The sequence below is a fragment of the Myxococcus sp. CA023 genome (genome assembly GCF_010998615.1).
Lineage (GTDB): Bacteria > Myxococcota > Myxococcia > Myxococcales > Myxococcaceae > Myxococcus.
In genome coordinates this window covers 16,915-41,087 of record NZ_JAAEAH010000083.1, presented here as the reverse complement: position 1 = coordinate 41,087, position 24,173 = coordinate 16,915, and the positions used below count along the sequence as shown (strand labels likewise).

The following is a 24,173-nucleotide window of genomic DNA, read 5'->3' as shown; positions in this document are numbered from 1 at the left end:
CGTCAGATGTGGTATAAGAGACAGAGACGGGGCTCTTCGTTGGCATTGCCGCGGGGCTGCTCCTGGTCGGTGGTGGCGCTGCGGCGCTCTTCCTGAAGGGCGGGTCTGGCACGGACGCGGCACCGGCGAATCCCCCGGTCGTCGCGGCGGCGCCCGTGGCCACGCCGACGCCTCCTCCCAGCAGCCCTCCGCCTCCTCAGGCGAACACGGCCCCCATGGCGGCTGCTCAGACGCCCGTGAATCCCGCGACGCCGCCTCCGACCCCGCCCACGGAGGTCGCTGCGGCGCCGGTGAACACGCCTCCGCCGGAGACGACGCCCCCGGCCGTCGCGGCGGCGCCCGTGGCCACGCCGACGCCGCCTTCGGTTGAAACGCCGAAGCCTGCGGAGACGGCGGTGGCGAAGGCCGAGCGGCCCAATAATCGACGCACCTCGTCGTCGTCCTCTCGCCGGGAGGACCCGGAGCCTCGCGCGTCCGCGCCGGCGCGTGCGGAGCGGCCCTCGTCGAGCGATTCGGATGATGACTTCGACGAGCTCTTCGGCACGAAGAAGTCGGCGCCAGAGGCGAAGCCGTCCTCGGCACGTCCGACGGCCTACGTCCCTCCCGAGCCGGGGGGCGGGGTTCCGGACCGGCTGCAGCAGTCGGACATCATGGCGGTGGTGCTGGCCAACAAGCCGGCCATCGTGAAGTGCGTCAACGAGCAGAAGAAGAAGGACCCGTCGTTGAGCGGCAAGCTGGTGATGCGCTGGACCATCCAGACGAGTGGCAAGACGAGCGCGGTGTCGTGCCGCACGGATGAGTTCCGCACCACCTACATGGCGAGCTGCATCTCCGGGCTCATCAAGAGCTGGTCCTTCCCGCGTCACAAGCGGCAGGGCGAGCCCATCGACTTCCCGTTCACCTTCTGAACGGTGGGGGGCGTCCACTGAGGCTATCGCGACATGAACGTCGCGATGGCCTCCGCTCCCGCTGTCTGCTTGCGCGAAGGGTGAATTTCGTGGCCGAGCAGCCGTCCAGGTGGCGTCGACACTCGTTGACACGTCCGGACGGGCGGGACTAAGCCTCACTTGCTCGCATGGTTGTTGGGGCCTGTAGTCAGTGGCCGGAGGCCCCCCGGGCGGCGTTCCAAACAAGAGGAAATCTCAACATGCAGCTTCGCAAGATGATGTTGGTGCTCACTGCGCTTGGCGCGATGAGCGGTCTCATGGCTGGTTGCGGTGACGACACGACGTCCCCGGGTGCGTGCTCCAGCAATGACGAGTGCGGAGAGTCGGAGATCTGTCACCCGACCGCCCAAGTCTGCGTGCAGACCTGTAACTCTGGTTCGGACTGCCCCTCCACGGCGAAGACCTGCGCCCCGCTGGGTGTTGCGGGTCCCAACGCCACCACGAACATCTGCCAGTGCTCCACGGACGTGCTCTGCAACGGTGGCACGGACTCCGAGTCCACGGGCCTGGTCTGCTCCCACCTGGACAACGTCTGCGTGACGGCCTGCACGTCCAACGCCGAGTGCACCGGCGACCGGACCTGCAACGTGACCACCGGCCAGTGCGAAGAGGGTGACACCCAGCCCACGAGCTGCTCCGGCGAGGGCCTGTCCACCTGTACTTACGGCCAGATCTGCTCCAGCGGCACCTGCTCCGCGCCGCCCGCGCCGACGTGCCAGAACTACAACGAGTTCCCGAACAAGGCGGACCTCGGCACCACGGGCCCGATCATCTACAAGGTGGGCTTCGTCAATGCGACGACGGACTCGGCGTTCTGTGGTGCCAGCGCGCCCAAGCGCCTGCGCATCCGTATCAACGCGTACTCCAACACGCCGTTCCCGGACACCTCCACCGAGCTGAGCCGTTTCTTCTACGTCCAGACGGACGGTGGTCGTAGCAACGCGTCCATCAGCCGCTCGGAGGGCAACTACACCGTCACGGGCACTAACCGCAGCAACGCGGAGATCATCGTCAACCTCTGCGTCGCCGCGAGCAGCACCACCAACTCGGCCGGCTTCTACTTCACTGACGGCAACTTCGTCTGCCAGCAGTCGAACTACTAGTAGTCGATTGGGCAGGTGAGTCATCGAGCCCCGCTCCGGTTGTAGGGGCGGGGCTCGCTCATTCCAGCGAGAGGTACGCTGAATTTCGGCTGGGCCTGTGCGTCCCATTCATGCCGCGGAAATCCCGGCGTCTTGAAAAGGAGAATCGATGCTGTCTACCAAGCTGATGCGAACGCTGACCCTCGGTCTGACCCTGGTTGCTCCGGCGGCAATGGCTGAAGGCGCTTCGGAGCGGCTGAACTGCGCTGAAGGCACGGTTCAGCTCGGTTCCAAGGAGGAAGGCTTGTCGTGTGTGAAGTCCGGCACGAAGGCAGGCTCCCGCACCTCGCACGGTGCGTACGTTGAGTACTACCCGAATGGCGTGAAGGCGGCGCAAGGGCAGTTCGAGAACGGCCTCAAGGTCGGGACCTGGACCTTTTACGACGTGTCCGGCGTCAAGCGCGGCACTGCGGAGTTCAAGGACGGCGGCTGGCATGGCCAGCGCATCATGTACTTCCCCAGCGGCAAGCCCCAGAGGGTCGAGGAGTACAAGAACGGCCGTAAGCATGGCGTGGTCAAGGACCTCGCTGAAGACGGCCGGGTGCTGAGTCAAGTCCGGTACGAGAACAACCGCGAGATTGCTTCCCAGTAGCTGGCTGACCGTTCGGTCGTAACGAGGGTCCTCTCCCGATGGGGGAGGGCCCTCGTTCGTTTGAGAGGACTTCCCCATCCGAGTGGGCTCGGCTAGGAAGCTCAAGTGTGAAGGCGCCTTCGCTTGTTCCTGTTTTGCCTGATATTCCCATCTGCGCGGTGGAGCGGATGGGGGTGCGCGAACTCGAGCGCATCCGATTGATTCTCCGCGGGGGGTCGGTAATCGACTGGCGGCGAATGCACTTCCAGTCCCGTGGAGAGGTGGACAACTTCCTCAGGTTGCTCCAGTTGGATGTGTCTCGCCCCTACGATGAGGAGTGGGCCCGTGCCGTCTTAGCCGAAGCCGTTGAGTACCTTCGCAAGACGTTCAACTATCGCGTCGCGGATGCGGTGGCGCGGCCAGAGGAAATCCACGATTTGTTCCTCTACGCATCAGGCGTCAAAGGGTCGCCCCGTCACCGGCGGATTGCGTGTGTCGTCCTGAAGGTGATGCACGTCATTCAGCACATTGAAGGGCGCGATCTGCTCTTCCGCTTGCCCGTCTCCGAGGTGGAACTGGCAGAACTGATCACGGAGAGGGTCTTGGGCGTGGCTGCTGAGATGCAGGCCAAGGGTCTGCCCATCGTGGAGTTCGCGCACTCCATCAAGACCCAGGATTCGCTCATCACGAAGTTGCTGGCAAAAAAAGATACCGTTGCCGCGCAGGTCTACGACCGGACTCGGTTCCGGGTGGTAACACGGAAGCGTGAGGATCTACTGCTGGTCCTTTACTACCTTACCCAGCGCCTCTTCCCATTTCATCTGGTGGTCCCTGGGCAGACTGAAAATACGCTGATGCCCTTCAAGACCGTGCTCGCTGAAAACCCCCACTTTGAGCAACATATCGCCAAGCTTCACTTGGATCGCGATTTCGAAGATCGTGAAAACGCTGGCGGGAATGTGTTTTCAGGAAATACATATCGGGCACTCAATTTCGTGGTGGATATCCCCATGCGAATGGATGCCTATCTGCCGCCGCCAGAGGAAGACACCCGGCATCGAAAGGGAAGGATCATCATTTCCCTTGTCGAGTTCCAGATTGTCGACGAGGAGACCGCACGGCTCAACGAGCGTGGGGAAAATGCCCATGAGGCCTACAAACGACGGCAGAGGCAGCGGGTGCTCAAACGCCTGAGTCAGGGCCTCGTGGTTCCCAAGCGACAGGAGAAGTGACTCCGGCGGGACTCATTAAAGGCGAGCCGCTCACTTGCGGCTCGCCTCATTCTGCACTTCAAGGATACTCGTAGACGACTTCAAGCTCGGCCAGCGTGGGGTACGTGCTTGAGCTCGAACGCAGTTCGTCAGTGTTCCGGTCGCTATTCGTTTCTCGGGTGAAGCGGAGACGGAACTGAGACCTGTAGTTTCGTTCCACCCGGCTTGCCCAGTCTTGAGTCACGTACGACGTGACATCGAACTGCCCCGGCGTGCCAATATTTGCTGCCGTGAGCGTGAGGCCGAGGGCCCGTGGTTGCGCGTTGTAGGCTGCAGTGAGCACTGGGCTTTCAGTATCTTCTACGTTCGACTGGGGGAGGTACTCACCTACATCTACAGGCTCCAAGAGGAGAGGCCCAAGTTGTTCGAATGGCTGGCCGAGTTGAGTGGAGAGCCACCACTTGATTGTCGACCGGTTGATTTGAATGAGCTCTGAAGGCAGGGCGTCGAGCTTGAATCCGAAGAAGAGCCGGCTGCTTTGATTGGCACTGTTATCGCCTATGCGCTCAAGGACGTAGGTGGCGTAACTCCGGTAGTGGAAGTCGGGTGTGTCGGATGTGGAAATGGATCCACTCACCGAGTAGATGATGGGCATCGTCATCGATGCTTGGCGGACGATTCTGAACTCGCTGTGTCCGGCCTCCTGCAGTGTATTGCCGGATTTGTCTTTGGCGAGAGTGGAGAGTTGCCAGGTAATGGTGGTGCCATACGTTACGATTGAAGGAAGCGCATAGGTCATCACCGTGTCGGCCTCGTTCCAGTTGAAGCTTCCGGAGTTTTGGCCCGCGGGCGAAGTGATGGCGAAGGCGTTTTGGACCGAGGTCCTATCCATGGGCTCCGAGAAGAGAACCTCGATGACTGGGTCTCGGGGCACGCCGATGGCGGCCTGACCGGGCGTCGTGTTGAGGATGGTAGGCGGGGTGGTGTCAGGGGCAGGGCCCGTCGTGGTGAACGTGAAACTGCGTGTGCCCGTCAGAGACTGCCCCGTGCGGTCCTTGGCCTCGACAGTGACTGTATATGCGGTGTTCTGCGCGAGCGCCGTCGATGGGCGCGTCACTGCAGTCGTGCCCTGATTGCTCCATTCGATAGGGCCCATTGCCACATGAGGGGCGACGTCCAGACGCAGCGAGTTCGTGTCAACGGCGCTTGAGAAGGTGAGCACCAACTGGGTGTCAGTGTCGACCTGCGTGGACCCACCTGCAGGGAAGGTCGTGCGCAACGTCGGAGGAGGTAGCTCTTCCTCGCCTGCGTCGGGCGTCGAGCCGGCATCTGCTTCTGGCTCGTTAGGAGTTGGTTCGACCTCTGGGACATTGATGCAGGCGCTCGCAGCCGCGAGGACGAACAACAGGAGAAGAAAGCGTCGTGGGTGGTGCATGCCGTGACTCATCGCAAGAACCATTCCGTGCAGTCGTGCTCGGAAGTCGGCCGCGAGGTGCCTGCGGCCTCTCTTCTTGTGCCTCGTCCCGTCAGCGGCGCGCAAGCCAGGACAGGTCACTGAGCTGACCGTTGTTCTGACGAGACGGGCGTCCCACGCCCCGGACGTCCATGCCGAAAACACGAACGCCCGCCCTCCCAGCACGGATGCGGGGAGGCGGGCGTGGGCACCGGGGCCTTGAGCGGCCTACTTCTTCTTCCGGTTCTTCTTCTTGTTTTCCTTCTCCCGCTTGCGGCGCTCCTTGATGGCGTCGCGGTCCTCGCTCTTGCCGGTGGCGGAGGGCGGCGCGTAGCCCATCAATCGGGCCTTGGCCATGGCGGCCTGGCCCATGGGCGGCGTGTAGCCGGGCGCGATCTGCGGCAGCTGCATGGGCATTCCCATGCCGGGCATTCCACCGCTCATCATCTTCTCCATCATCTTCGGGTCACCGCCGAACATGCTGGAGAGGTCCATGTTCTTCATCTGCGACAGCTGACCCAGTTGCTTGAATCCGGGGATGCGGCCCAGCAGGCCCGGATTCTGGCCGATGGTGCCCATCACCTGCTGCATCATCCCGAACTTCTGGAGCAGCTCCTTGACCTCTTCGACCTTGCGGCCGCTGCCCTTGGCGATGCGGTTGATGCGGCTGTTGTTGACGGTGTCCGGCCGCAGGCGCTCCTTTGCCGTCATCGAGTCGTACATCGACTCAATCTTCGTGAGCTCCTTCTCGTCCGGGTTGAGGTGCTCGGTGAGGTCGCCGAAGAGGGGGAACTTCTCCAGCAGGTCCTTGAGCGGTCCCATCTTCCGGACCATGCGGATCTGCTCGACGAAGTCCTTCATCGTGAACTGGCCGGACAGGAGCTTCTTGGCATCCTCCTCGGCCTTCTTCTCGTCGACGACCTTCTCGAAGTCCTTCATCAGGCCGACGATGTCGCCGAACCCGAGGATGCGGCCCGCGAGGCCGGCCGGGCGGAACTCCTCCAGCTTGTCCATGGACTCGCCCATTCCGAGGAACTTGATGGGCTTGCCCGTGACTTCCTTGATGGACAACGCAGCGCCGCCGCGGGCGTCACCGTCCAGCTTGGTGAGGATGAATCCGTCCAGCGTCAGCCGCCGGTCGAACTCCGCCGCCGTGCGCACGGCGTCCTGACCAATCATCGCGTCGCACACCAGCAGGATGTTGTCCGGCTGGACGTTGCCCTTGATGGACTCCAGTTCGGCCATCAGGGACTCGTCGATGGCGAGCCGGCCGGCGGTGTCGATGAGCACCACGTCGCACTTCTGCTCGCGCGCGGCGGCGTAGCCCCGCTTGGCGAGCTCGGGCGGCTGGATGCCGGGCTCGTGGTAGACGGGGACCTTGAGCCGCTCGCCCAGGACCTTGAGCTGGTCCACGGCGGCGGGGCGGTAGATGTCGGCGGCGACGAGCAGGGGCTTGCGCCCTTCCTGGAGGAGCCGGCTGGCGAGCTTCCCGGTGGTGGTCGTCTTACCGGAGCCCTGGAGGCCCACCATCATGATGCCGGACAGCTGGCCCTTGGGCTTCAGCTTCAAGCTGGTGTCGACGGGCCCCATGAGGGCCTCCAGCTCGTCGTGGCAGATCTTGATGAAGTGGTCCATCGGGCTGACCTTGCGCTTCTGGCCAGCCGTGTCGGTGATGGTCGTCTGCACCAACTCGCCCACGGACTTCTCGCGGACGCGGGCGACAAACTTCTTCACGACGTCGAAGGCGACGTCAGCCTCGAGCAGGGAGACGCGGATGTCGCGCAGCGACTCGTCGACCAGCTCCGGGGTGAGCTCGCTCTTGCCGGCGAGGCGGTTCTTGGCGGCGCGGAAGCCCTTGGTTACGGTCTCGAGCATGGGGGGCGCTTTATAACAGGGTCAGGCGGGATGCGACGGTGGAGCACATTCCGGCCGTCGAACTGTGAAGAGAAGGGGGCCCGGACCGGCCTCCCTGGCGGCGAATCCGACCCGGGGCCCTGGATTCTTCAACGCTCTTGAGGGGTTGGCGCATCCCTGAGCACCCTGGCGCGGGCCTTGAGGCATCGCCGGGCGCGAAATGAGGCGCCCAGGCCTGCCAGGAGCCCCAGCGGAGAGGGAAGAGAGCCTGGGGCTGCACGAGGCCTTTGCCGGAGGTAGGACAGGCCCTGTAGGGTGCTGCCCGCAGCCGGGCACGAGTGGCGGAACTGGCAGACGCAGCGGACTTAAAATCCGCTGGCCCGTAAGGGCCGTCCGGGTTCGATCCCCGGCTCGTGCATGGACTCCGGGCGGCTCCCGGAGGAGGCTCGGGGGACGCCCACCCGGTTTCCGGCAAGGTCTTCATGAACGCCACCTCGCGCCGCCGTTTCCTCCTTCAGTCGGGTCTTCTCGTGGCCGCCTCGGCCATCGGGTGTCGGCGCTCGGAGGCTCCCGCGGTCATCCTGAAGTCGCAGCGCAACGTCACGCAGACGCTCGAAGGCATCCCCGCGACGGATGGAGCCGGCGTTCGCTTGACGCGGGTCATCGGGCAGCCTGCGCTGCGGAACCTCGACCCGTTCCTCATGCTCGACCGGTTCCACTCCGATGACCCCGGGGCCTACATCAACGGCTTCCCGAATCACCCCCACCGGGGCTTCGAGACCGTCACGGTCATGCTCGATGGCCGAATGCGCCACCGGGACAGCCGTGGCAACAGCGGGCTCATCGCCGGAGGTGGCTCGCAGTGGATGACCGCGGGCCGTGGTCTCATCCACTCGGAGATGCCGGAGCAGGTGCAGGGGTTGATGTCCGGCTTCCAGCTCTGGCTCAACCTCCCCGCGAAGGAGAAGATGTGCCCGCCGGCCTACCAGGACCACACGCCCGAGCAGCTCGCGGAGGAGCGTCTGTCGCCCTCGGGGAGCCGCGCGCGTGTCATCGCGGGCCACATGAACGGACTCCAGGGCCCCGTACGTGAGCGCCCCACGCAGCCGCTCTTGTTGACCCTGGCGCTCGAGGACGACCGTCCTTTCGAGCTCGACACACCGTCGGACCACACCGCCTTCGCCTTCGTGTCCGCGGGCGAGGTGGACATGGGGCCCGAAGACACGTCGAAGCCGGTGCTCGAGGGCTCGCTGGCAGTGCTCGGCCCGGGGAGCCGGCTTCGCGTGCGTGCGAGGAATCGCCGGAGCGAGTTGCTCATCGCCGCCGCACGCCCCCTCCGTGAGCCCATCGTCCAGTACGGCCCGTTCGTCATGAACACCCGCGAGGAGATCCACCAGGCCTTCGAGGACTATCGCGCGGGTGTGCTCGACCAGGGGTGAGGGCTGTCAATCCACGGCTGGCCGGCCACAGAAGTCCAGCACCTCCGCGAAGGGCCAGCCCTCCAGCGCGCCGAACAACTTGTGGCCGCCGAGCTTCGCCCTCGTGAGGGCGGGGCTGTTCAGTCCGCAGAGGAACCTCGCGGCCTGCCTCGGGTGCCCGAGCGCCTCGGGATGCTTCGCGGCCAGGGCTCGGAAGCCCCCCACGTCGAGGCCCGCGGGCAGTGCAGGCTTCCGGCGCACCGCGGGAAGTACCTGGGCCTCCCCGGTCCGGCAGAAGGTGCAGTGCCCACACGGCTGCTCCCGCCGCTGACCGAAGTGGGCGACCAGCGCATTGCTCTGGCACCCCGCATGGGTGACGAGCTTCAGTACGTCCCGGACACGCGTGACCTCCTGGGCCTCGCGCTGCTGAAACCGCTGATGGAGGAGTGCGGTGAGCGCTGCTGCGTCCTCCTGGGTCCGTAGCCGTGTGAAGCGCTGACGCGGCTCGGAGACCTGGAGCAACACGAGCCCTTGTTCCTCGAGATATTCGATGGCCCGGACCACGCGCTCGCGGGGCTGCCGAAGTGAGTTCGCCACCTCGGCCGGGTCGAGCGAGTACCAGGTGCGTCCTTTCTTCGCCTGGGCAAACACGTCGCGCAGGAACTGCACCCGTTCTCCCTGGAAGCGCCCCACGAGCGCGTCGATGGACATGAGCGGCTGCACCTTGTAGCCCACGTAGTACGGCGTGCCCTGCCTCAACACGCCTTCGAGCTCCAGGTACGTCAGCGCCGTGCGCAGCACGAGTGGCCGCACATCATGCCGGCTGGACAGAGCGAACATGTCGACGCTCAGTTCGGGACCCAGGCCGAGCAACTCGGTCACCAGACTTTGAATTGCTTCCCGCGTGGGTGTGTCCCCGAGCGCGAAGTTCTCCAGGCTGGGGACGTCGTCCGGACACGCGAAGAGCTCCACCACTGATGGCGCTCCATCTCGCCCGGCACGGCCGATTTCCTGGCTATAGCTCTCCAGTCCCTTGGGCAGGTTGTAGTGATACACGGACCGTACATCCGCCTTGTCGATGCCCATCCCGAACGCGATGGTGGCCACGACGATGCCGTTCGTGGAGGCCATCCAGTCTTCCTGCACCCGCTCTCGGACCTCGGGCTCCAGGCCCGCGTGGTAGGCGCTGGCGGGGAGACCTTCCGTGGCGAGGAACGCGGCCACGCGCTCGGCGGTCTTCTGCTGCGTGACGTAGACGATGGTGGGGCCGGGCGCTCGGGAACCGAGCCGCCCCAGGAGGAGCGCGTCGCGGGCCTCGGCGTGAACCGGGGTCGTCTCCAGCGTGAGGTTCTGCCGGTAGAAACCCGTGACGACCGCGTTCTCCTCGGGGATGCCGAAGCCCTGGCAGATGTCTCGCACGACGGAGGGTGTCGCCGTGGCCGTGAGTGCGAGGATTCGCTCTGCCGACAAATCCCGCGCGGCCTTCGCCAGCTTCAGATAGTCCGGGCGGAAGTTGTGGCCCCATTCCGAGACGCAGTGCGCCTCATCCACCGCGAACAAGGAAATGCGCAGCTCACGGAGCAGGGCGGTGAAGCGCTCGTTGTTGAAGCGCTCGGGCGCCACGTACAAGAGCTTGAGTGAACCATCGCGCAGCGCCTGCGTGACTTCGCGTGAGTCGTCCACCGACAGCGAGGCGTCCAGCCGCGCGGCACGAATGCCCTGCCGGGCCAGGGCGTCAATCTGGTCCTTCATCAGCGCGATCAGCGGGGAGACCACCACCGTGATGCCCTCCAGCAGCAGCGCCGGAAGCTGATAGCAGAGCGACTTGCCGCCACCTGTGGGGAACACCGCGAGCGCCGCGGCGTTCGGACCGAGCAGGGCCTCGAGGACCTCTCGTTGGCCGGGGCGGAAGTCCGTCAGGCCGAACCGCTCGCGCAGAACGGTATCGAGTGAGCTGTGTCGTGCGCCATCTGCCCTGTGCATGAAGCTCCTCCAACTCGCGAACTCCGGCAACCCACGCCCTCCATGGGCCCTGTCCAGCGACTCCGTCCCTGCTCACCGAGGGAAGAGCGTAGCCACGAAGTCCACGAAGACGCGAACAAGTCGCGCCGCTGAATTGGCCACCATCGCTCATGCGGTACCGCCGGCTCGAGGATAGGCTGCGGCGCCATGACCTACCAACGCAACCCCGTGAAGGCGCCCCGTGTGTCGGGCATGGCGCTCAAGGCTTTCGTGAACGCGCTCGAGAGCGGCGTCGGGTCGGTGATGCTGGACAAGCTGACGCGGGACAGCGGCATCGAGCGATGGCGTGAGCTCCCAGCGGGGGATGCGCCGCCGCTCCAGTTTCCGTTGCCCCAGGGCACCGCCGCCACGGAGTCGCAGACGCCCACGCAGCAGGCCGCGCGCGCCGTCGCCGCGTCCGCCAGTCCACCGGAGCGTGAGAGCGTCGCGGCCTATGTCCGCGCCTACCGCGAGGGCGCCACGGACCCGGTGGCCGTGGTGAATCGAATTCATGAGTCCATCGCCCGGATGGACAGTGGGAAGCAGCGCCTGGGCTTGTTCATCGCCCGCAAGCCGGACGAGGTACACCGGGCCGCGGAGGCGTCCTCCGAACGGCTGCGCGAGGGCCGCCCGCTGAGCGTGCTCGATGGCATTCCCGTCGTGCTGAAGGACGAGGTCGACCTGGCCGGGTTCCCCACCACGCTGGGCACGCGGTTCCGCACGCAGGTGGCCGCCGCGGACTCGACGGTGGCTGCCCGGCTCAAGGCCGCGGGCGCCATCATCCTCGGCAAGGCCAACATGAATGAGATTGGCATCAACCCCATCGGGTTGAATCCCCACCACGGCGCCGCTCGCAATCCCTGGGACACGGGCCGCATCACCGGTGGCAGCTCCAGTGCCTCCGCCGCCGCCGTGGCCGCGGGCCTGTGCCCCTTGAGCATCGGTGCCGACGGCGGTGGTTCCATCCGCATCCCCGCGGCCCTGTGCGGCATCGTGGGGCTCAAGGCGACGTGGGGCCGCATCCCGGAGACGGGCGTGCCGCCGCTGTGCTGGAACGTGGGCCACGTGGGGCCCATGGGGCTCACCGTGGACGACGTCGCCGCGGCGTATGCGGTGCTCGCGGGGCCGGATGGACATGACCTCGTCTCACAGGGACAGTCGCCGCATCACCTGTCTGGCTACGAGGATGACGGCCTGAGTGGTGTGCGGCTGGGCATCTGCTGGGACTACTTCGAGGACGCCGACGCGGACGTCGTCGCCCGCTGCAAGGAAGCCGTGGCCGCGCTGTCGGCCGCGGGAGCGCGGGTGGTGGAGATTCCGCCTCCCGACCTCAACACCGTGCTGTGGACGCACAGCTGCATCATCCTGAGCGAGATGTCGGAGGTGATGCTTCCCCACGTGAAGGCGCATCCGTCGGAGTTCGGGCTCGACACGCGCACCAACCTGGCCATTGGCCGGCACTTTCGGGCCACGGACCTGGTGCATGCCCTGCGGCACCGGCACCGCCTGACGCGTGAGCTGCTCGCGCAGATGGCGGGCGTGGACGTTCTCGTCACGCCGACGACGGCCACCACGGCGCCCCTCATCCCGGAGGCGGCGCTTCCGGATGGCGAGTCGAACCTGCCTGTCGTCGATGCCCTGATGCGCTTCGTGCGCCTGGCCAACCTGACGGGCTTCCCCTCGCTGTCGGTGCCAGCAGGCTTCGACGAAGAGGGGCTCCCGGTGGGTGTCCAGCTCACAGGCCGTCCCTACGAGGAGCACCTGCTGCTGCGTCTGGGCCGCGTGGTGGAGCAGGCCTCGGAGTACCGCGTCCCGCCTGTTCATCTGCGCGCACTTCGGTGAACGCTGCGGATTGAAGGGCTGAAAAACAAGAAAAACGTGCAAGTGTGGCTCCGCGTGCTCGCGGGGCCACCCACGGGCCACGCACTCGACACAGCCCGCGTCACTCCGGGCGCCGCTCCCTGGCGTCCTCGCGCGGGCGGGAGGAATGGCTTCGTGCAACCCAGTAACTCCGCCGGTTCGCCGTTTCGTCGCTTCACCGCTCCGGCCGCGCTGATGCTCGCGGCGGCCCTCGCGACTGCCTGTGGTCCTTCGGAGCCGCCCGCCCCGGCGGAGGCCGAGGCGCTCGGCAGTCGCACCGACGCGCTGACCGAGCTCGTTTCCAATGGCACCTTCAACGGCGGCACCGTGTCGCCCTGGTGGAGCGGCCCCAACACACAGTCCCGCGTGGAGAACGCCCGCCTGCGCGTGGACGTGGGGGGCGGGACGGCCAACCCCTGGGACGCGCTGATTGGCCAGGATGACATTCCGCTGGTGAATGGCCGGGCGTACACGCTGTCCTTCACCGCTTCTGCTTCGGTGACGACGACGGTCCGTGTGACGGTGCAGTTGGAGAGCGCGCCGTACACCGCGCCGCTGGACCGGCAGATTACGTTGGACGGCACGTCACGGCGCTTTACGTTCCCCTTCACGTCGACGCTGGCCACGCAGGCAGGACAGGTCACCTTCCAGATGGGAGGCCGCGCGACGGGGTTCAGCGCGTTCATCGATGACGTCTCGCTCACCACGGAGGACGGCGGCGGGGGCGGCGGGCCGCTGGCGATGACGAGCGGCTTCTACATCGACCCGAACTCCAACCCCGCCAACTGGGTCCGGGCCAACAGCGGGGACTCGCGCGCTGCGCGCATCCAGTCCTCCATCGCGAACAACCTGGCCGCACGCTGGTTCGCCGCTTGGAGCGGAGACATCACCACGGCGGTGGCCAGCTTCGTCTCGGCCGCGGACGCCGCGGACAAGCTTCCGGTGCTGGTGGCGTACAACATCCCTGGCCGGGATTGCGGGAGCCACTCGGGCGGAGGCGCGGGGTCGCCAGAGGCGTACCGGACGTGGATTTCGTCCTTCGCCGCCGCCATTGGCAACCGTCCCGCCGTCGTCATCATCGAGCCGGACGCCGTCGCCCAGCTCGACTGCCTGGCGAACGACGCCGAGCGGCAGACGCGCATCAGCCTGATTCGCTACGCCACCGAGCAGTTCAGGGATCGCGCGCCGAACACGTGGGCCTACCTGGACGCGGGCAACGCCTTGTGGATCAACGCGGACACCATGGCCCAGCGGCTGGAGAACATGGGCGTGCGCAACGTGCGAGGCTTCGCGCTCAACGTGTCGAACTTCTACACCACCGCGCAGTCGGCCTCGTACGCGGGCTCCGTCAACAGCTCGCTGACCAGCCGGTACGGCTACACCAAGCCCTTCGTGGTGGACACCAGCCGCAACGGCAATGGCTCCAACGGTGAGTGGTGCAACCCCGCCGGCCGGAAGATTGGCACGACGAACCAGGTGGGCGTGGGCGGCGCGGAGATGACCCTGTGGATCAAGGTCCCCGGAGACTCCGACGGCCAGTGCGGCGTCGCGCCCAACACACCCGCAGGCACGTTCGTGCCGGACGTGGCCCTGCGGATGATTGACGGTCTCTGAGCGACGCACGGGGGCGCCGCACGGATGTCAGTGCGGCGCCGCCATCTCGGTGGAGGACACCGTCGTGGTGCGCGACACCTTGGGGAAGAACAGCCCCGCGGTGAAGGCGGCCACGGTGAAGGCGCAGATCAGCCAGAAGTTGATGCTCAGCCCGGTGCCCAGGGCGCTGCTCAGCGTCGCCAGCAGGTCCGCGGGCAGGTCCTGGCCATGGTCGGGGCTCATCAAGGCGTTGGCGGCCGAAATCGGCACCGTCGGGTCCTTGAGCAACTGCGACACCATGACGCCGCCCATCAGCCCCACGCCAATGGCGCCGCCGATGGTGCGGAAGAACATGTTGCTGGCGGTGGCCACTCCGCGCAGCTCCCAGCCCACGCTGGTCTGCACGGCGATGAGCAGCGCGGTGGACGCGAAGCCCATGCCGATGCCGAACAGGCCCATGGCCACCTCCGGCAGCAGCTTGGGCGCCTGGGGCCCCAGGAGCAGCGCCATCAGCGACGTGCCCACCACCGTCAATCCCAGCCCGCCCACGATGAGCGGGCGGAAGCCCGTCTTGAGCAGCAGCTTCCCGGCCACGAGGGCCGCCAGCGGCCAGCCGACAATCATCGGCGTAATCATCCCGCCGGCCTCGGTGGGCGTTCCGCCCAGGACGCCCTGGACGAAGAGCGGAACGTAGGTGGTGGCACCGAACATCGCCGCGGAGAAGAGCGCTCCCGCGATGGAGGAGATGACGATGGCCGGCACCTTGAAGATGGACATGGGGATGATGGGCTCGGCCGCCTTGCGCTCCACGGCGACGAAGGCCGCGAGCAGCACAGCCGCCACGGGCAGGCCCCACAGATTCACGCCCACACCTTGCACGCCGACGAGCAGCGCCACCACCCAGCCGGTGAGCAGCGCGGCGCCCGCGTAGTCCAGCTTCTGGGGCTTTCGCTCCACGCGCTCATGGAAGTAGCTCAGGAGCAGGATGAGGCAGCCCACGCCCACCGGGACGTTGATGAAGAAGACCCAGTGCCACGTGAGGTACTTCACGAGGAAGCCACCGGTGATGGGCCCGATCAGGCCCGCGATGCCCCACACCGCGCTGAACGCGCCCTGGACCTTCGCGCGCTCCTCCAGCGTGTAGATGTCCCCGATGACGGTGAGCGCCACCGGCTGCATGGCGCCCGCGCCCAGGCCCTGGAGCGTCCGGAAGCCGATCAACATGGCCATGGACGTGGAAAGGCCACTGGCGATGGAGCCCACGAGGAACAGCACGATGCCGAACACGAGCACGGGCTTGCGGCCGTAGAGGTCCGCCAGCTTCCCGTAGATGGGCACGGTGATGGTGGAGGACAGCATGTACGCGGTGAAGACCCACGCGTAGTGCTGGATGCCGCCCAGTTCGCCCACCACCGTGGGCATGGCCGTGGAAACGACAGTGGCTTCCAAGGCGGCCATGAAGAGGCTCAAGGCCAGGGCCAAGGTGGTGAGGGGACGATGAGTGGTTCGCATGAAGACGCCGGCGCGGGAGAGGCCCTCCTTAACGGCTGTGGGTGGGTGTCGCCAGCATCAAGCGGCCTCGCGCCCCGGGTGACCACTCTGCGTGTGGGCGCACACGGACTCGGAAACGAACGAAGGGCCAACCCCCACGTGCGTGGGAGCTGGCCCTGGGGGGCTTCACCCGTCGATTCGGGATTACAGGCCGCGCATCAGCTGGGCCTGGGCGAAGGCCGCCATCTGCTGGGCGTTGAACCGGCCCTCGGCGATGTCGCCCACCGTCTTCGCGCCCGTGCGGACCGTGTCCACCATGTCCGCCAGCTTGCCCACGGTGCCGGCCTTGCCGAACATCGAGGCAACGCCACCCAGCGGACCGCCGGCGACCATGGCCAGCCCGTTGTCGATGAACTTGTCGACGAACGGCTTGGCGAGCTGGCCGATGCCGAAGGGCATCTTGTCCAGCAGGCCGCCAATCATGCTCTTGAGGGGGCCGGTGATGGCGCTCATCGCCTTGTCGACGAGGCCGGACACCTGGCTCAGCGCGCTGCCAATCTTGCCGGCGATGCCGCCGATGCTGTTCGCCAGGCCGCCTACCGCCTTGCCGATGCCGCCCAGCGCCTTGCCGATACCGCCCAGCGCGCCCGCGAGACCGCCCGCCGCCTTGCTCGCCGCGTTGGCCGCACCTGCAGCGGCGCTTCGGCCAGCACTGCTCGCGCCATTCGAGCCACGGCTACCGTTCGAACCACCTGCGCCGCCAACGGACATGGGGGAAACCTCTATGAAAGGGGGTGAATGTACGGATTGTCGGGGAGCGTGGGAGAAAGTTGCGTCAAATCCGCCTAAACGCGATCAGGCCCGCCCTTGGGCACGTGCTGGCGGAGCTTCTGGCTGGTCTCCTCGTCCACCTTCACGGGCTCCTGGCCCTCATCCCCACGGAGTGACGGCTTGTTCGCGTCGTCCTGCTTCCCTTCGAAGCCACTGTAATAGGACTTGGGCGGGCCAATGCCCAGCTCTCCATTGGCGGCGGCGATGAAGAAGTTGGCGACGTCCTGGGTGGTCGGCGGGTTGTAGCCGGCGGCGCGCAGCTCCTCGTCCGGGGCAACGATGAGCGTTGGCTCCTTGTCCGGGTTCTGGGCGTAGTCGAGGACCAGCTCGACGTAGGCCTCCAGCTCCATATCGAGGGACTTCGCGATGCGCTGGGTGTCTGGGTCCGCGAGCAGCTCGGCGCGGACATTCTCCACGGGGCGCTTCAGGCGGGGCTTCTGCTCGGACATGTCGGGGACTCCCGGAGGGCATGGAAAAAACGACTCTTCCGGCAGGTTAGCGTCCCCTGCAACGGGGGGCCACCTTGGACGCCCGGCCCTGCCCTGGGGCCGAGGTGATGCGCACCGGCCGTCCCTAGCGTTGGCATTGAACCGTCGTTCGGGGGACCCGAAACCATGGCCAATGTCTGCGACCTCTGCCACCAACGCCCGGCGACCACCCGAGTCACCCGCGTCATGGGGAACCGGCGGACCACCGAGTCCCTGTGTGACGTCTGTAGCAGCCAGCGCTCGCGCTTCGGCCGCATGGGCCTGGGCACGTCGCTCTTCGACCAGTTCTTCAGTGACTTCGGAGAAGAGGACTTCGGGGGGCTGTCGCGTTCACTTCAGCAGCCGGTGGAGCGCTACGACATCACCGAGGCCTTCTCCGATGAGACGCGGCGCGTACTGGAAGCGGCCTTCGAGGCGGCGCGAAGCGCGGGTGCTGCGTTCATCGACACGGAGCACCTGCTGGTGGCGCTCGCGAAGGACCCGCTGGGCCGGACCGCGCTCAGCCGCATGAAGCTGGACCCGGCCCGCGTCGCCGAGCGCGCCGAGTCCGAGATGCGCCGTGGGAAGCGCCCCATGGAGCGTCCCGAGCTGTCGCCGCATGCGAAGCGCGCCCTGGAACTCGCGTACCAGGAGGCCTACGAGCTGGGACATTCCTATGTGGGGCCCGAACACGTGCTGCTGGGGTTGCTGCACGAAGGGGAAGGCTTGGCGTCGGAGATTCTGCGCGAGCAAGGGGCCCAGCACGGCAAGGCGCGCGCGGCCGTCGCGGAAGCGCTGGCACCTTCATCCGAGGCACGCCGGTCGCCCACGCCCACGCTGGACGAGTACTGCCGCGACCTGACGAGCCTGGCCTCGGAAGGGAAGCTGGACCCGGTGGTGGGGCGGGCCAACGAAATCGAGACCACGCTCGAAATCCTCTCGCGTCGCACGAAGAACAACCCCGTGCTCATCGGTGAGCCAGGCGTGGGCAAGACGGCCATCGTGGAGGGCATTGCCCAGCGCATCATCTCCGCCGCGGTCCCGGACACGCTGCGCGACAAGCGCGTGCTGCAACTGGACCTGTCCGGCCTGCTCGCGGGCAGCAAGTACCGCGGTGAGTTCGAGGAGCGGCTGAAGAAGGTCATGGACGAGGTGAAGGAGCACAGCGACGACATCGTCCTCTTCATCGACGAGGTTCACACCATCGTCGGGGCGGGCGCGGCGGAGGGTGCCATGGATGCGGGCAACATGCTCAAGCCATCCCTGGCGCGCGGCGAGCTGCACGTCATCGGCGCGACGACGTTGGATGAATACCGCAAGCGCATCGAGAAGGATGCCGCGCTCGAACGCCGCTTCCAGCCCGTGGTCGTCCCGGAGCCGACGGCCGAGCAGGCCATTGAGATTCTGCGAGGCCTCAAGGACCGCTACGAATCCCACCACCGCGTGCGCATCGCGGACGAGGCGCTGGTGGCGGCGGTGGAGCTGTCGGACCGTTACGTCACAGGGCGCTTCCTGCCGGACAAGGCCATCGACCTGGTGGACCAGGCGGCGGCCCGCGTGCGCTTGCGGCTCACGCTGCCACCGGAGCGACTGGTGAACGCCGAGCATGAGGTGGTGAAGGTGAAGCGCTCGCTCGACGAGGCACGCGACCGGAAGGCGGGCCCGCGCATCCAGGAGCTGGAGTCGAAGCTGAACGCCGCCGAGCGCGAGGTCCAGAGCGCGCAGAAGGAGCGCCGCACGCAGAAGTCCGGTGAGACGCCGGAGGTCCGCGCCGAGGACGTCGCGGAGGTGCTGTCGCGCATGACGGGCATCCCCGTGACGCAGATGACGGAGGACGAGCGCAAGAAGCTGCTGGAGCTGGAGTCGCGGCTGCACGAGCGCGTCATCGGTCAGGACGAGGCCATCCGCGTGCTGTCCCAGGCCATCCGGCGGGCGAGGGCGGGGCTCAAGGACGAGTCGCGCCCCATCGGCTCCTTCCTCTTCCTGGGCCCCACGGGCGTGGGCAAGACGGAGCTGGCGAAGACGCTGGCGGAGCTGCTCTTCGGTGACGAGAAGGCGCTCATCCGCTTCGACATGAGTGAGTACATGGAGAAACACACCGTGAGCCGGCTGGTGGGCGCGCCTCCGGGCTATGTCGGCTACGAGGAGGGCGGGCAGCTCACCGAGGCCGTGCGGCGGCGGCCCTACGCCGTGCTCCTCTTCGACGAGGTGGAGAAGGCCCACCCCGACGTGTTCCACATGCTGCTCCAGGTGCTGGATGACGGGCGGCTCACGGACGCGCAGGGCACGGTGGTGAACTTCAAGAACACCGTCATCATCGGCACCAGCAACCTGGGCTCGCACCTCATCCAGGAGTCCACCGCGCGCAAGGAGCCGCAGGAGCGCATGCGGGAGCGCGTCATGGGCGTGCTCAAGGGGCACTTCCCGCCCGAGTTCCTCAACCGCATCGACGAGACGGTGGTCTTCGAGCCGCTCAACCGCGCGCAGCTGCGCGCCATCGTGGACTTGATGCTGGAGAAGACGCGCCGCCTGTTGCATGGCCAGGGCATCGAGCTGGAGGTGACGCCCGCGGCGCTGGAAGCGCTGGTGGACAAGGGATGGGACCCAACCTTCGGCGCGCGTCCGCTGCGGCGTGAAATCCAGCGCGCCATCGAGGCGCCGCTCGCGGAGAAGCTCATCTCGGGCGACATCCATGAGAACAGCCGCGTGAGAGCGGACTTCAAGGACGGAAAATTCCGGTTTGATGAAGTGGAGGCCGCTGAGGCGGAAGGCGCGCAGGCTGAAGCGAGTGCCGTCCACTGAACCGTCACGTGTGGGGTCATCCTGGCCCCCGAACATTCGCCTTGTAGTTGGTACGGACATGCCGGAGCCTTGGCGCGATGCAGCCATCTCTTCCGGTCATGGCCTCGCTCTCCGCCCTCCTGCTGGCGGGAGGGTGCAAACGGGAGCCCGATGCCGCGGCGGCGCAGATTCCCGCGCTGCCCGAGGTTTCCCCCAACGCGCTGCGCCCCGTGGAAGCCTTCGCGGCCATCCTGGACCGGAAGGAGCGCTCCCGCGCACTCTTCCTGGAGGCGAGCCGCGTCTTCTTCCACCCGCGATGCGCGAACTGTCACCCGGCGGGTGACAGCCCGCTGCAAGGTGACGACGGCCAGCTTCATGACCCGCCCGTGGTGCGCGGCCCCGAGGACCAGGGCGTGGTGGGCATGGAGTGCATCAGCTGCCATCAGGACAAGAATCAGGACCTGGCACGCGTGCCCGGCGCGCCGAAGTGGCATGTCGCCCCCATCGAAATGGCGTGGGTGGGGAAGAGCCCTCGTGAGGTGTGCGAGCAGCTCAAGGACATGAAGCGCAACGGCGGCAAGACGCCCGAGCAGATGATTGAACACAACGCCCACGACGCATTGGTGGCCTGGGGATGGAACCCGGGCTCGGGGCGTGAGCCCGCTCCGGGAACGCAGGCGCAGTTCGGCGCCATCGTCGCGGCCTGGGTGGAGACGGGCTCGGAGTGCCCGAGCGAGGAGGCACGGCCGTGACGGTTCGCGTTCGCATCAACGGTGAGGAGAAGGAGCTGGACGTCGACCCGGAGATGCCGCTGCTGTGGGCGGTGCGGGACGTGCTCGGGCTCACCGGCACGAAGTACGGCTGCGGCCAGGCGCTGTGTGGCTCGTGCACCGTCCACCTCGACGGGCAGCCGGTCCGCGCATGCGTGACACCCATCCGCCGCGCTGAGGGGCACTCGGTGACGACCATCGAAGGGCTGTCGCCCGACGGTAACCACCCGCTGCAGAAGGCCTGGGTGGAACTGGGTGTGCCGCAGTGTGGCTTCTGCCAGACGGGGCAGATCATGTGCGCGGCGGCGCTGCTGGCGAAGAAGCCGCGGCCGTCCGACAAGGAGATCGACCAGTCGCTCGCAGGCAACCTCTGCCGGTGTGGGACGTACACGCGAATCCGCTCGGCCGTGAAGAAGGCCGCGGGCATGTCCGAGGAGTGACGAGGCCGCCATGACGAAGCTGCTCACGTTGATTAGCCGGCGCTCGTTCCTGGAAGGCCTGAATCTGTCCGTGGGAGGGCTCGCCCTGGGTGTCTTCTCCGGCGGCCTGGCCGCGGCGGCCAGTGATGCCTCCACGGCGAAGGGCGCTCCGGGGTTGAACCCGAACGTGTTCGTCCACGTGGCTCCGGACGGAGCGGTCACCATCGTCTGTGCCCGCTCGGAGATGGGGCAGGGCGTGCGCAGCTCGCTGCCGGTGCTCGTCGCCGATGAGATGGGCGCGGACATGGCGCGGGTGACGGTGGCCCAGGCCGACGGTGACAAGGTCTACGGCGACCAGAACACGGACGGCTCCAGCAGCGTGCGGGGCGTGTACGACGACATCCGCCGCATGGGGGCCACCGCTCGGGTGATGCTGGTGGCCGCCGCCGCCCGCCGCTGGAAGGTGAAGCCGGAGGCGTGCGAGGCCCGCGACCACGCGGTGTTCCTCCGCGATGGCAAGCGCTCGCTGGGCTTTGGCGAACTCGTGGCCGATGCGTCGAGGCTGCCCATCCCGAAGGCGAAGGACGTCAAGCTGCGGCCGAAGAGTGAGCTGCGGATGGCGGGCCGGCCCATGCCGCTGCTGGATGGTCCAGCCTATGTGACGGGAACCGCGGTGTTCGGCGCCGACATCCGTCTGCCGGGCATGCTCATCGCGGTGGTGGCGCGCCCGCCCGTCGTTGGCGGCAAGGTCATTCGCTTCGACGCCACCCGCGCGCTCGCGGTGCCTGGGGTGAAGAAGGTTCTCGAGCTGCCCGCGCCGAAGCCGCCCTACACGTTTCAGTTCTGGGGCGGCGTCGCGGTGCTCGCGGAGAACACCTGGGCGGCGATGCGCGGGCGCGATGCCCTGGACATCACCTGGGAGGACGGGCCGAACGCCTCCTATGACTCGACGACGTACCGGGAGCAGTTGACGGCGTCGATTCGCGAGCCGGGAACGGTGGCGCGCAACGTCGGTGACATCGACGAGGCGCTCGCTTCTGCCGCCCGCGTCATCCAGGCCGAGTACCACGTCCCTCACCAGTCCCACGTGCCCATGGAGCCTCCCGTGGCCCTGGCGCGGGTGGAGAACGGGACGTGTGAGGTCTGGGCGCCCACACAGCATCCGCAGGCCGCGCGCGGCGTAGCTGCGGCAACGGCGGAGCTCCCGGAGGAGAAGGTCCAGGTCCACGTCACGTTCCTGGGCGGAGGCTTCGGCCGCAAGTCCAAGGCGGACTTCATCGCCGAGGTGGTGTGGCTTGCGAAGGAAGCGGGCGTTCCGGTGCGCGTGCAATGGACTCGCGAGGACGACGTCCGGCACGACTACTACCACTCCGTCAGCGCGCAGCAGCTCACCGCTGGGCTGGATGCCTCCGGCAAGGTCATCGCGTGGCGGCACCGCACCGCGTTCCCGCCCATCGCGTCCACCTTCGGGCAGGCCACGCGGCCCAGTCCGGCGGACCTCCAGCAGGGCGTGCTCGACCTGGCGCTCTCCGTGCCCAACGTCCGGGCGGAGACCTGCGAGGCGCCTCCGCACGTGCGCATCGGCTGGCTCCGGTCCGTCTACAACATCTTCCACGCCTTCTCCGTGAACGCGTTCGTGGACGAGCTGGCGCACCTTCGTGGCACGGACTCGCGCGACATGCTCCTGGAGGTGCTGGGGCCGCCGCGCAAGGCGTCGCTCCAGGAGCTGGGCATCACCGCGCTGCGGAACTACGGCGCGTCGGTGGAGGACCACCCCGTGGACGCGGGGCGCTTGCGCGGCGTCATCGAGCGCGTGACGGCGATGTCCGGCTGGGACGCGCGCAAGGCGAATGGCCGAGCGCTGGGGCTCGCCGCGCACCGCAGCTTCCTCAGCTACGTGGCCGTGGTGGCCTCGGTGGTCAAGGATGACCAGGGGCGCATCCGCGTCGACGAGGCGTGGGTGTCGGTGGACGCCGGGACGATTCTCAATCCGGAACGCGTGCGCTCACAGATGGAGGGCTCGATCATCTTTGGCATGAGCATCGCGTTGCATGGCGCCGTCACCATGAAGGGCGGCGTGACGGAGCAGTCGAACTTCCGCGACCTCAAGCTGGTGCGCATCGGCGAGGCGCCGCGGAAGATTCATGTCGACATCGTCCCCAGTGAGCTGCCGTCCGGGGGCATTGGCGAGCCCGGCGTGCCTCCGGTGGCGCCCGCCATCATCAACGCCATCTTCGCGCTCACGGGCACGCGCATCCGCGAGCTGCCGGTGTCCCGCACGCTCTCCGTTTGAGTGCCACGGGGGCGCACTGCGCGCCCGCTTCGTCCCGTGCCCGGCGGTGGAGTTCCGGGCACGGAGACGGCGGCCTCAGATTTCGTGCGCGGTCTGCTCGTAGACGACGACCTTGTACGACTGGGGGAAGAGGATGACGTTCAGCGTCCGCCAGTTGTCTCCGTTGGGGCCGGTGGAGAACTCGCGGTAGTACCGCTTCACCTGCACGTTCTCCGTGCCGTTGCCGTAGGTGGCGAGGATGGCCGGGTGCAGCGGGCGGAACTGCCAGTACATGGACGTCTCCAGTTGCGCGTACGTCAGCACGAGCGGCGCCGGGTCATTGCGATAGGCCCGGTACTGGCCCCTGGCCAGGATGGCCGCGGCCGCCGTGTCCAGCGTCGTCTCGCCAGAGTAGGTCCACGCGAAGTCGAACGCAGTCAGGTGTGAGATGTTGTCCTCGCGCACGGTATTGCCCGCGTCCAGCGCGGACTGGAGGTCGGCGGTGATGGGACTCTGGACCAGCGTGAGCACATGGCCCGTCGGCGCGGGATGCGGGTTGGGCAGGCACGCCCCGCCCACGCAGTCCACCTGGAGCCGGAACTGCTTGCCACCGCCGTTGATGAAGCCGACCACGGCCAGGTACTCGCCGTCCTGCGGCAGCGTCACCAGGCCCACCTTGCTGAGTTGCCCGTAACCGGAGTCGTCGTCTTGGGCCAGCACGGTGTTGCCGTAGCTGCCGTTCGCATCCTTGGGGCCGTACAGGAACAGGCCGGTGTCCAGGTACATGGAGCTGCCCAGGTGCGTGACCTCGAGCTTGAGCTGCGAGCCCGCCTGCACCTGCACCCGGTATCCGTAGTAACCCGGCTGGGCTGACGTGCCGTCCTGCTGCGAGCCGCCCACCGCCACGGTGCTGACGTACAACATGCTGTCCGCGATGTTGCCGCTGGCCGGCACCGGCGGCGCGGAGATGAGGGACTGCGCGCTCTCGCTCAGCGCGTCCTCGGCGCCGGCGGCGTCAGGTGCTCCACCGCAGGCACTCAGTAAGCCCAGCGGCATCATCCACAGCAGTGCTCCCTTCAGGCTCCGACGCAT

Annotated in this window: 18 protein-coding genes and 1 tRNA gene; 12 read left to right on the top strand and 7 right to left on the bottom strand. The window is 67.0% G+C overall.

All coding sequences use genetic code 11. The features are described from left to right. The first annotated feature begins 215 nt into the window (after positions 1–215). From F8M74_RS30150 to F8M74_RS30135, 4 genes are all read left to right on the top strand, one after another. Positions 216–908, top strand: coding sequence for an AgmX/PglI C-terminal domain-containing protein (locus F8M74_RS30150; protein WP_240462311.1), 693 nt, complete (start codon positions 216–218; stop codon positions 906–908). Between the two features lie 239 nt (positions 909–1,147). Then, the gene (locus F8M74_RS30145; RefSeq protein WP_228560203.1) at positions 1,148–2,050 is read left to right on the top strand and encodes a hypothetical protein; all 903 of its coding nucleotides are present in this window, start codon (positions 1,148–1,150) and stop codon (positions 2,048–2,050) included. A 148-nt stretch (positions 2,051–2,198) separates the two neighbouring features. Continuing rightward, positions 2,199–2,681, top strand: coding sequence for a toxin-antitoxin system YwqK family antitoxin (locus tag F8M74_RS30140; protein WP_141256344.1), 483 nt, complete (start codon positions 2,199–2,201; stop codon positions 2,679–2,681). A gap of 38 nt (positions 2,682–2,719) precedes the next feature. Beyond that, a complete protein-coding gene (locus F8M74_RS30135; protein WP_141256343.1) occupies positions 2,720–3,892 on the top strand; it encodes a TIGR04552 family protein in 1,173 nt (390 codons plus the stop codon). 58 nt (positions 3,893–3,950) lie between these two features. Here F8M74_RS30135 and F8M74_RS30130 read toward each other — a convergent pair whose 3' ends face one another. Both F8M74_RS30130 and ffh read right to left on the bottom strand, forming a co-directional pair. After that, a complete protein-coding gene (locus F8M74_RS30130) occupies positions 3,951–5,306 on the bottom strand; it encodes an Ig-like domain-containing protein (RefSeq protein WP_228560201.1) in 1,356 nt (451 codons plus the stop codon). A gap of 246 nt (positions 5,307–5,552) precedes the next feature. Then, a complete protein-coding gene (gene ffh / locus F8M74_RS30125; RefSeq protein WP_141256342.1) occupies positions 5,553–7,199 on the bottom strand; it encodes a signal recognition particle protein in 1,647 nt (548 codons plus the stop codon). A 311-nt stretch (positions 7,200–7,510) separates the two neighbouring features. Between ffh and F8M74_RS30120 the strand changes: the two genes are divergently transcribed. Together F8M74_RS30120 and F8M74_RS30115 are read left to right on the top strand one after the other, a co-directional pair. Next, a tRNA-Leu gene (locus F8M74_RS30120) sits at positions 7,511–7,596 on the top strand. 64 nt (positions 7,597–7,660) lie between these two features. Continuing rightward, a complete protein-coding gene (locus F8M74_RS30115; RefSeq protein WP_141256341.1) occupies positions 7,661–8,617 on the top strand; it encodes a pirin family protein in 957 nt (318 codons plus the stop codon). A gap of 6 nt (positions 8,618–8,623) precedes the next feature. Here the strand turns inward: F8M74_RS30115 and F8M74_RS30110 are convergent, their stop codons facing one another. Next, on the bottom strand, positions 8,624–10,579 hold the full coding sequence (locus F8M74_RS30110) for an ATP-dependent DNA helicase RecQ (protein WP_228560199.1): 1,956 nt from the start codon (positions 10,577–10,579) through the stop codon (positions 8,624–8,626). A gap of 186 nt (positions 10,580–10,765) precedes the next feature. Between F8M74_RS30110 and F8M74_RS30105 the strand changes: the two genes are divergently transcribed. Further along, on the top strand, positions 10,766–12,439 hold the full coding sequence (locus tag F8M74_RS30105; RefSeq protein WP_141256339.1) for an amidase: 1,674 nt from the start codon (positions 10,766–10,768) through the stop codon (positions 12,437–12,439). Positions 12,440–12,592: 153 nt separating this feature from the next. Further along, positions 12,593–14,071, top strand: coding sequence for a glycoside hydrolase family 6 protein (locus F8M74_RS30100; RefSeq protein ID WP_141256338.1), 1,479 nt, complete (start codon positions 12,593–12,595; stop codon positions 14,069–14,071). Positions 14,072–14,098: 27 nt separating this feature from the next. On the opposite strand, the gene F8M74_RS30095 is transcribed toward F8M74_RS30100, so the two are convergent. From F8M74_RS30095 to F8M74_RS30085, 3 genes are all read right to left on the bottom strand, one after another. Further along, a complete protein-coding gene (locus F8M74_RS30095; protein ID WP_141256337.1) occupies positions 14,099–15,562 on the bottom strand; it encodes an MDR family MFS transporter in 1,464 nt (487 codons plus the stop codon). A 183-nt stretch (positions 15,563–15,745) separates the two neighbouring features. Beyond that, complete coding sequence (locus tag F8M74_RS30090; protein ID WP_141256336.1) at positions 15,746–16,312, bottom strand: hypothetical protein; 567 nt, start codon at positions 16,310–16,312, stop codon at positions 15,746–15,748. 74 nt (positions 16,313–16,386) lie between these two features. After that, positions 16,387–16,821, bottom strand: a complete 435-nt coding sequence (locus F8M74_RS30085) for a hypothetical protein (RefSeq protein ID WP_011554819.1) — start codon at positions 16,819–16,821, stop codon at positions 16,387–16,389. Between the two features lie 165 nt (positions 16,822–16,986). On the opposite strand from F8M74_RS30085, the gene F8M74_RS30080 reads away from it, so the two are divergent. From F8M74_RS30080 to F8M74_RS30065, 4 genes are all read left to right on the top strand, one after another. Beyond that, complete coding sequence (locus tag F8M74_RS30080) at positions 16,987–19,641, top strand: ATP-dependent Clp protease ATP-binding subunit (RefSeq protein ID WP_141256335.1); 2,655 nt, start codon at positions 16,987–16,989, stop codon at positions 19,639–19,641. A gap of 77 nt (positions 19,642–19,718) precedes the next feature. Continuing rightward, positions 19,719–20,372 (top strand): Isoquinoline 1-oxidoreductase subunit, encoded by a 654-nt coding sequence (locus tag F8M74_RS30075; RefSeq protein ID WP_171410288.1) that lies wholly within the window; start codon positions 19,719–19,721, stop codon positions 20,370–20,372. Continuing rightward, positions 20,369–20,830, top strand: coding sequence for a (2Fe-2S)-binding protein (locus tag F8M74_RS30070; protein ID WP_140793704.1), 462 nt, complete (start codon positions 20,369–20,371; stop codon positions 20,828–20,830). The genes F8M74_RS30075 and F8M74_RS30070 overlap by 4 nt, the downstream gene beginning before the upstream one ends. 10 nt (positions 20,831–20,840) lie before the next feature. After that, positions 20,841–23,102, top strand: a complete 2,262-nt coding sequence (locus F8M74_RS30065; RefSeq protein WP_141256333.1) for a molybdopterin cofactor-binding domain-containing protein — start codon at positions 20,841–20,843, stop codon at positions 23,100–23,102. A 75-nt stretch (positions 23,103–23,177) separates the two neighbouring features. Here the strand turns inward: F8M74_RS30065 and F8M74_RS30060 are convergent, their stop codons facing one another. Continuing rightward, entirely contained in the window at positions 23,178–24,173 is a 996-nt protein-coding gene (locus F8M74_RS30060) for a hypothetical protein (RefSeq protein ID WP_141256332.1), read from the bottom strand.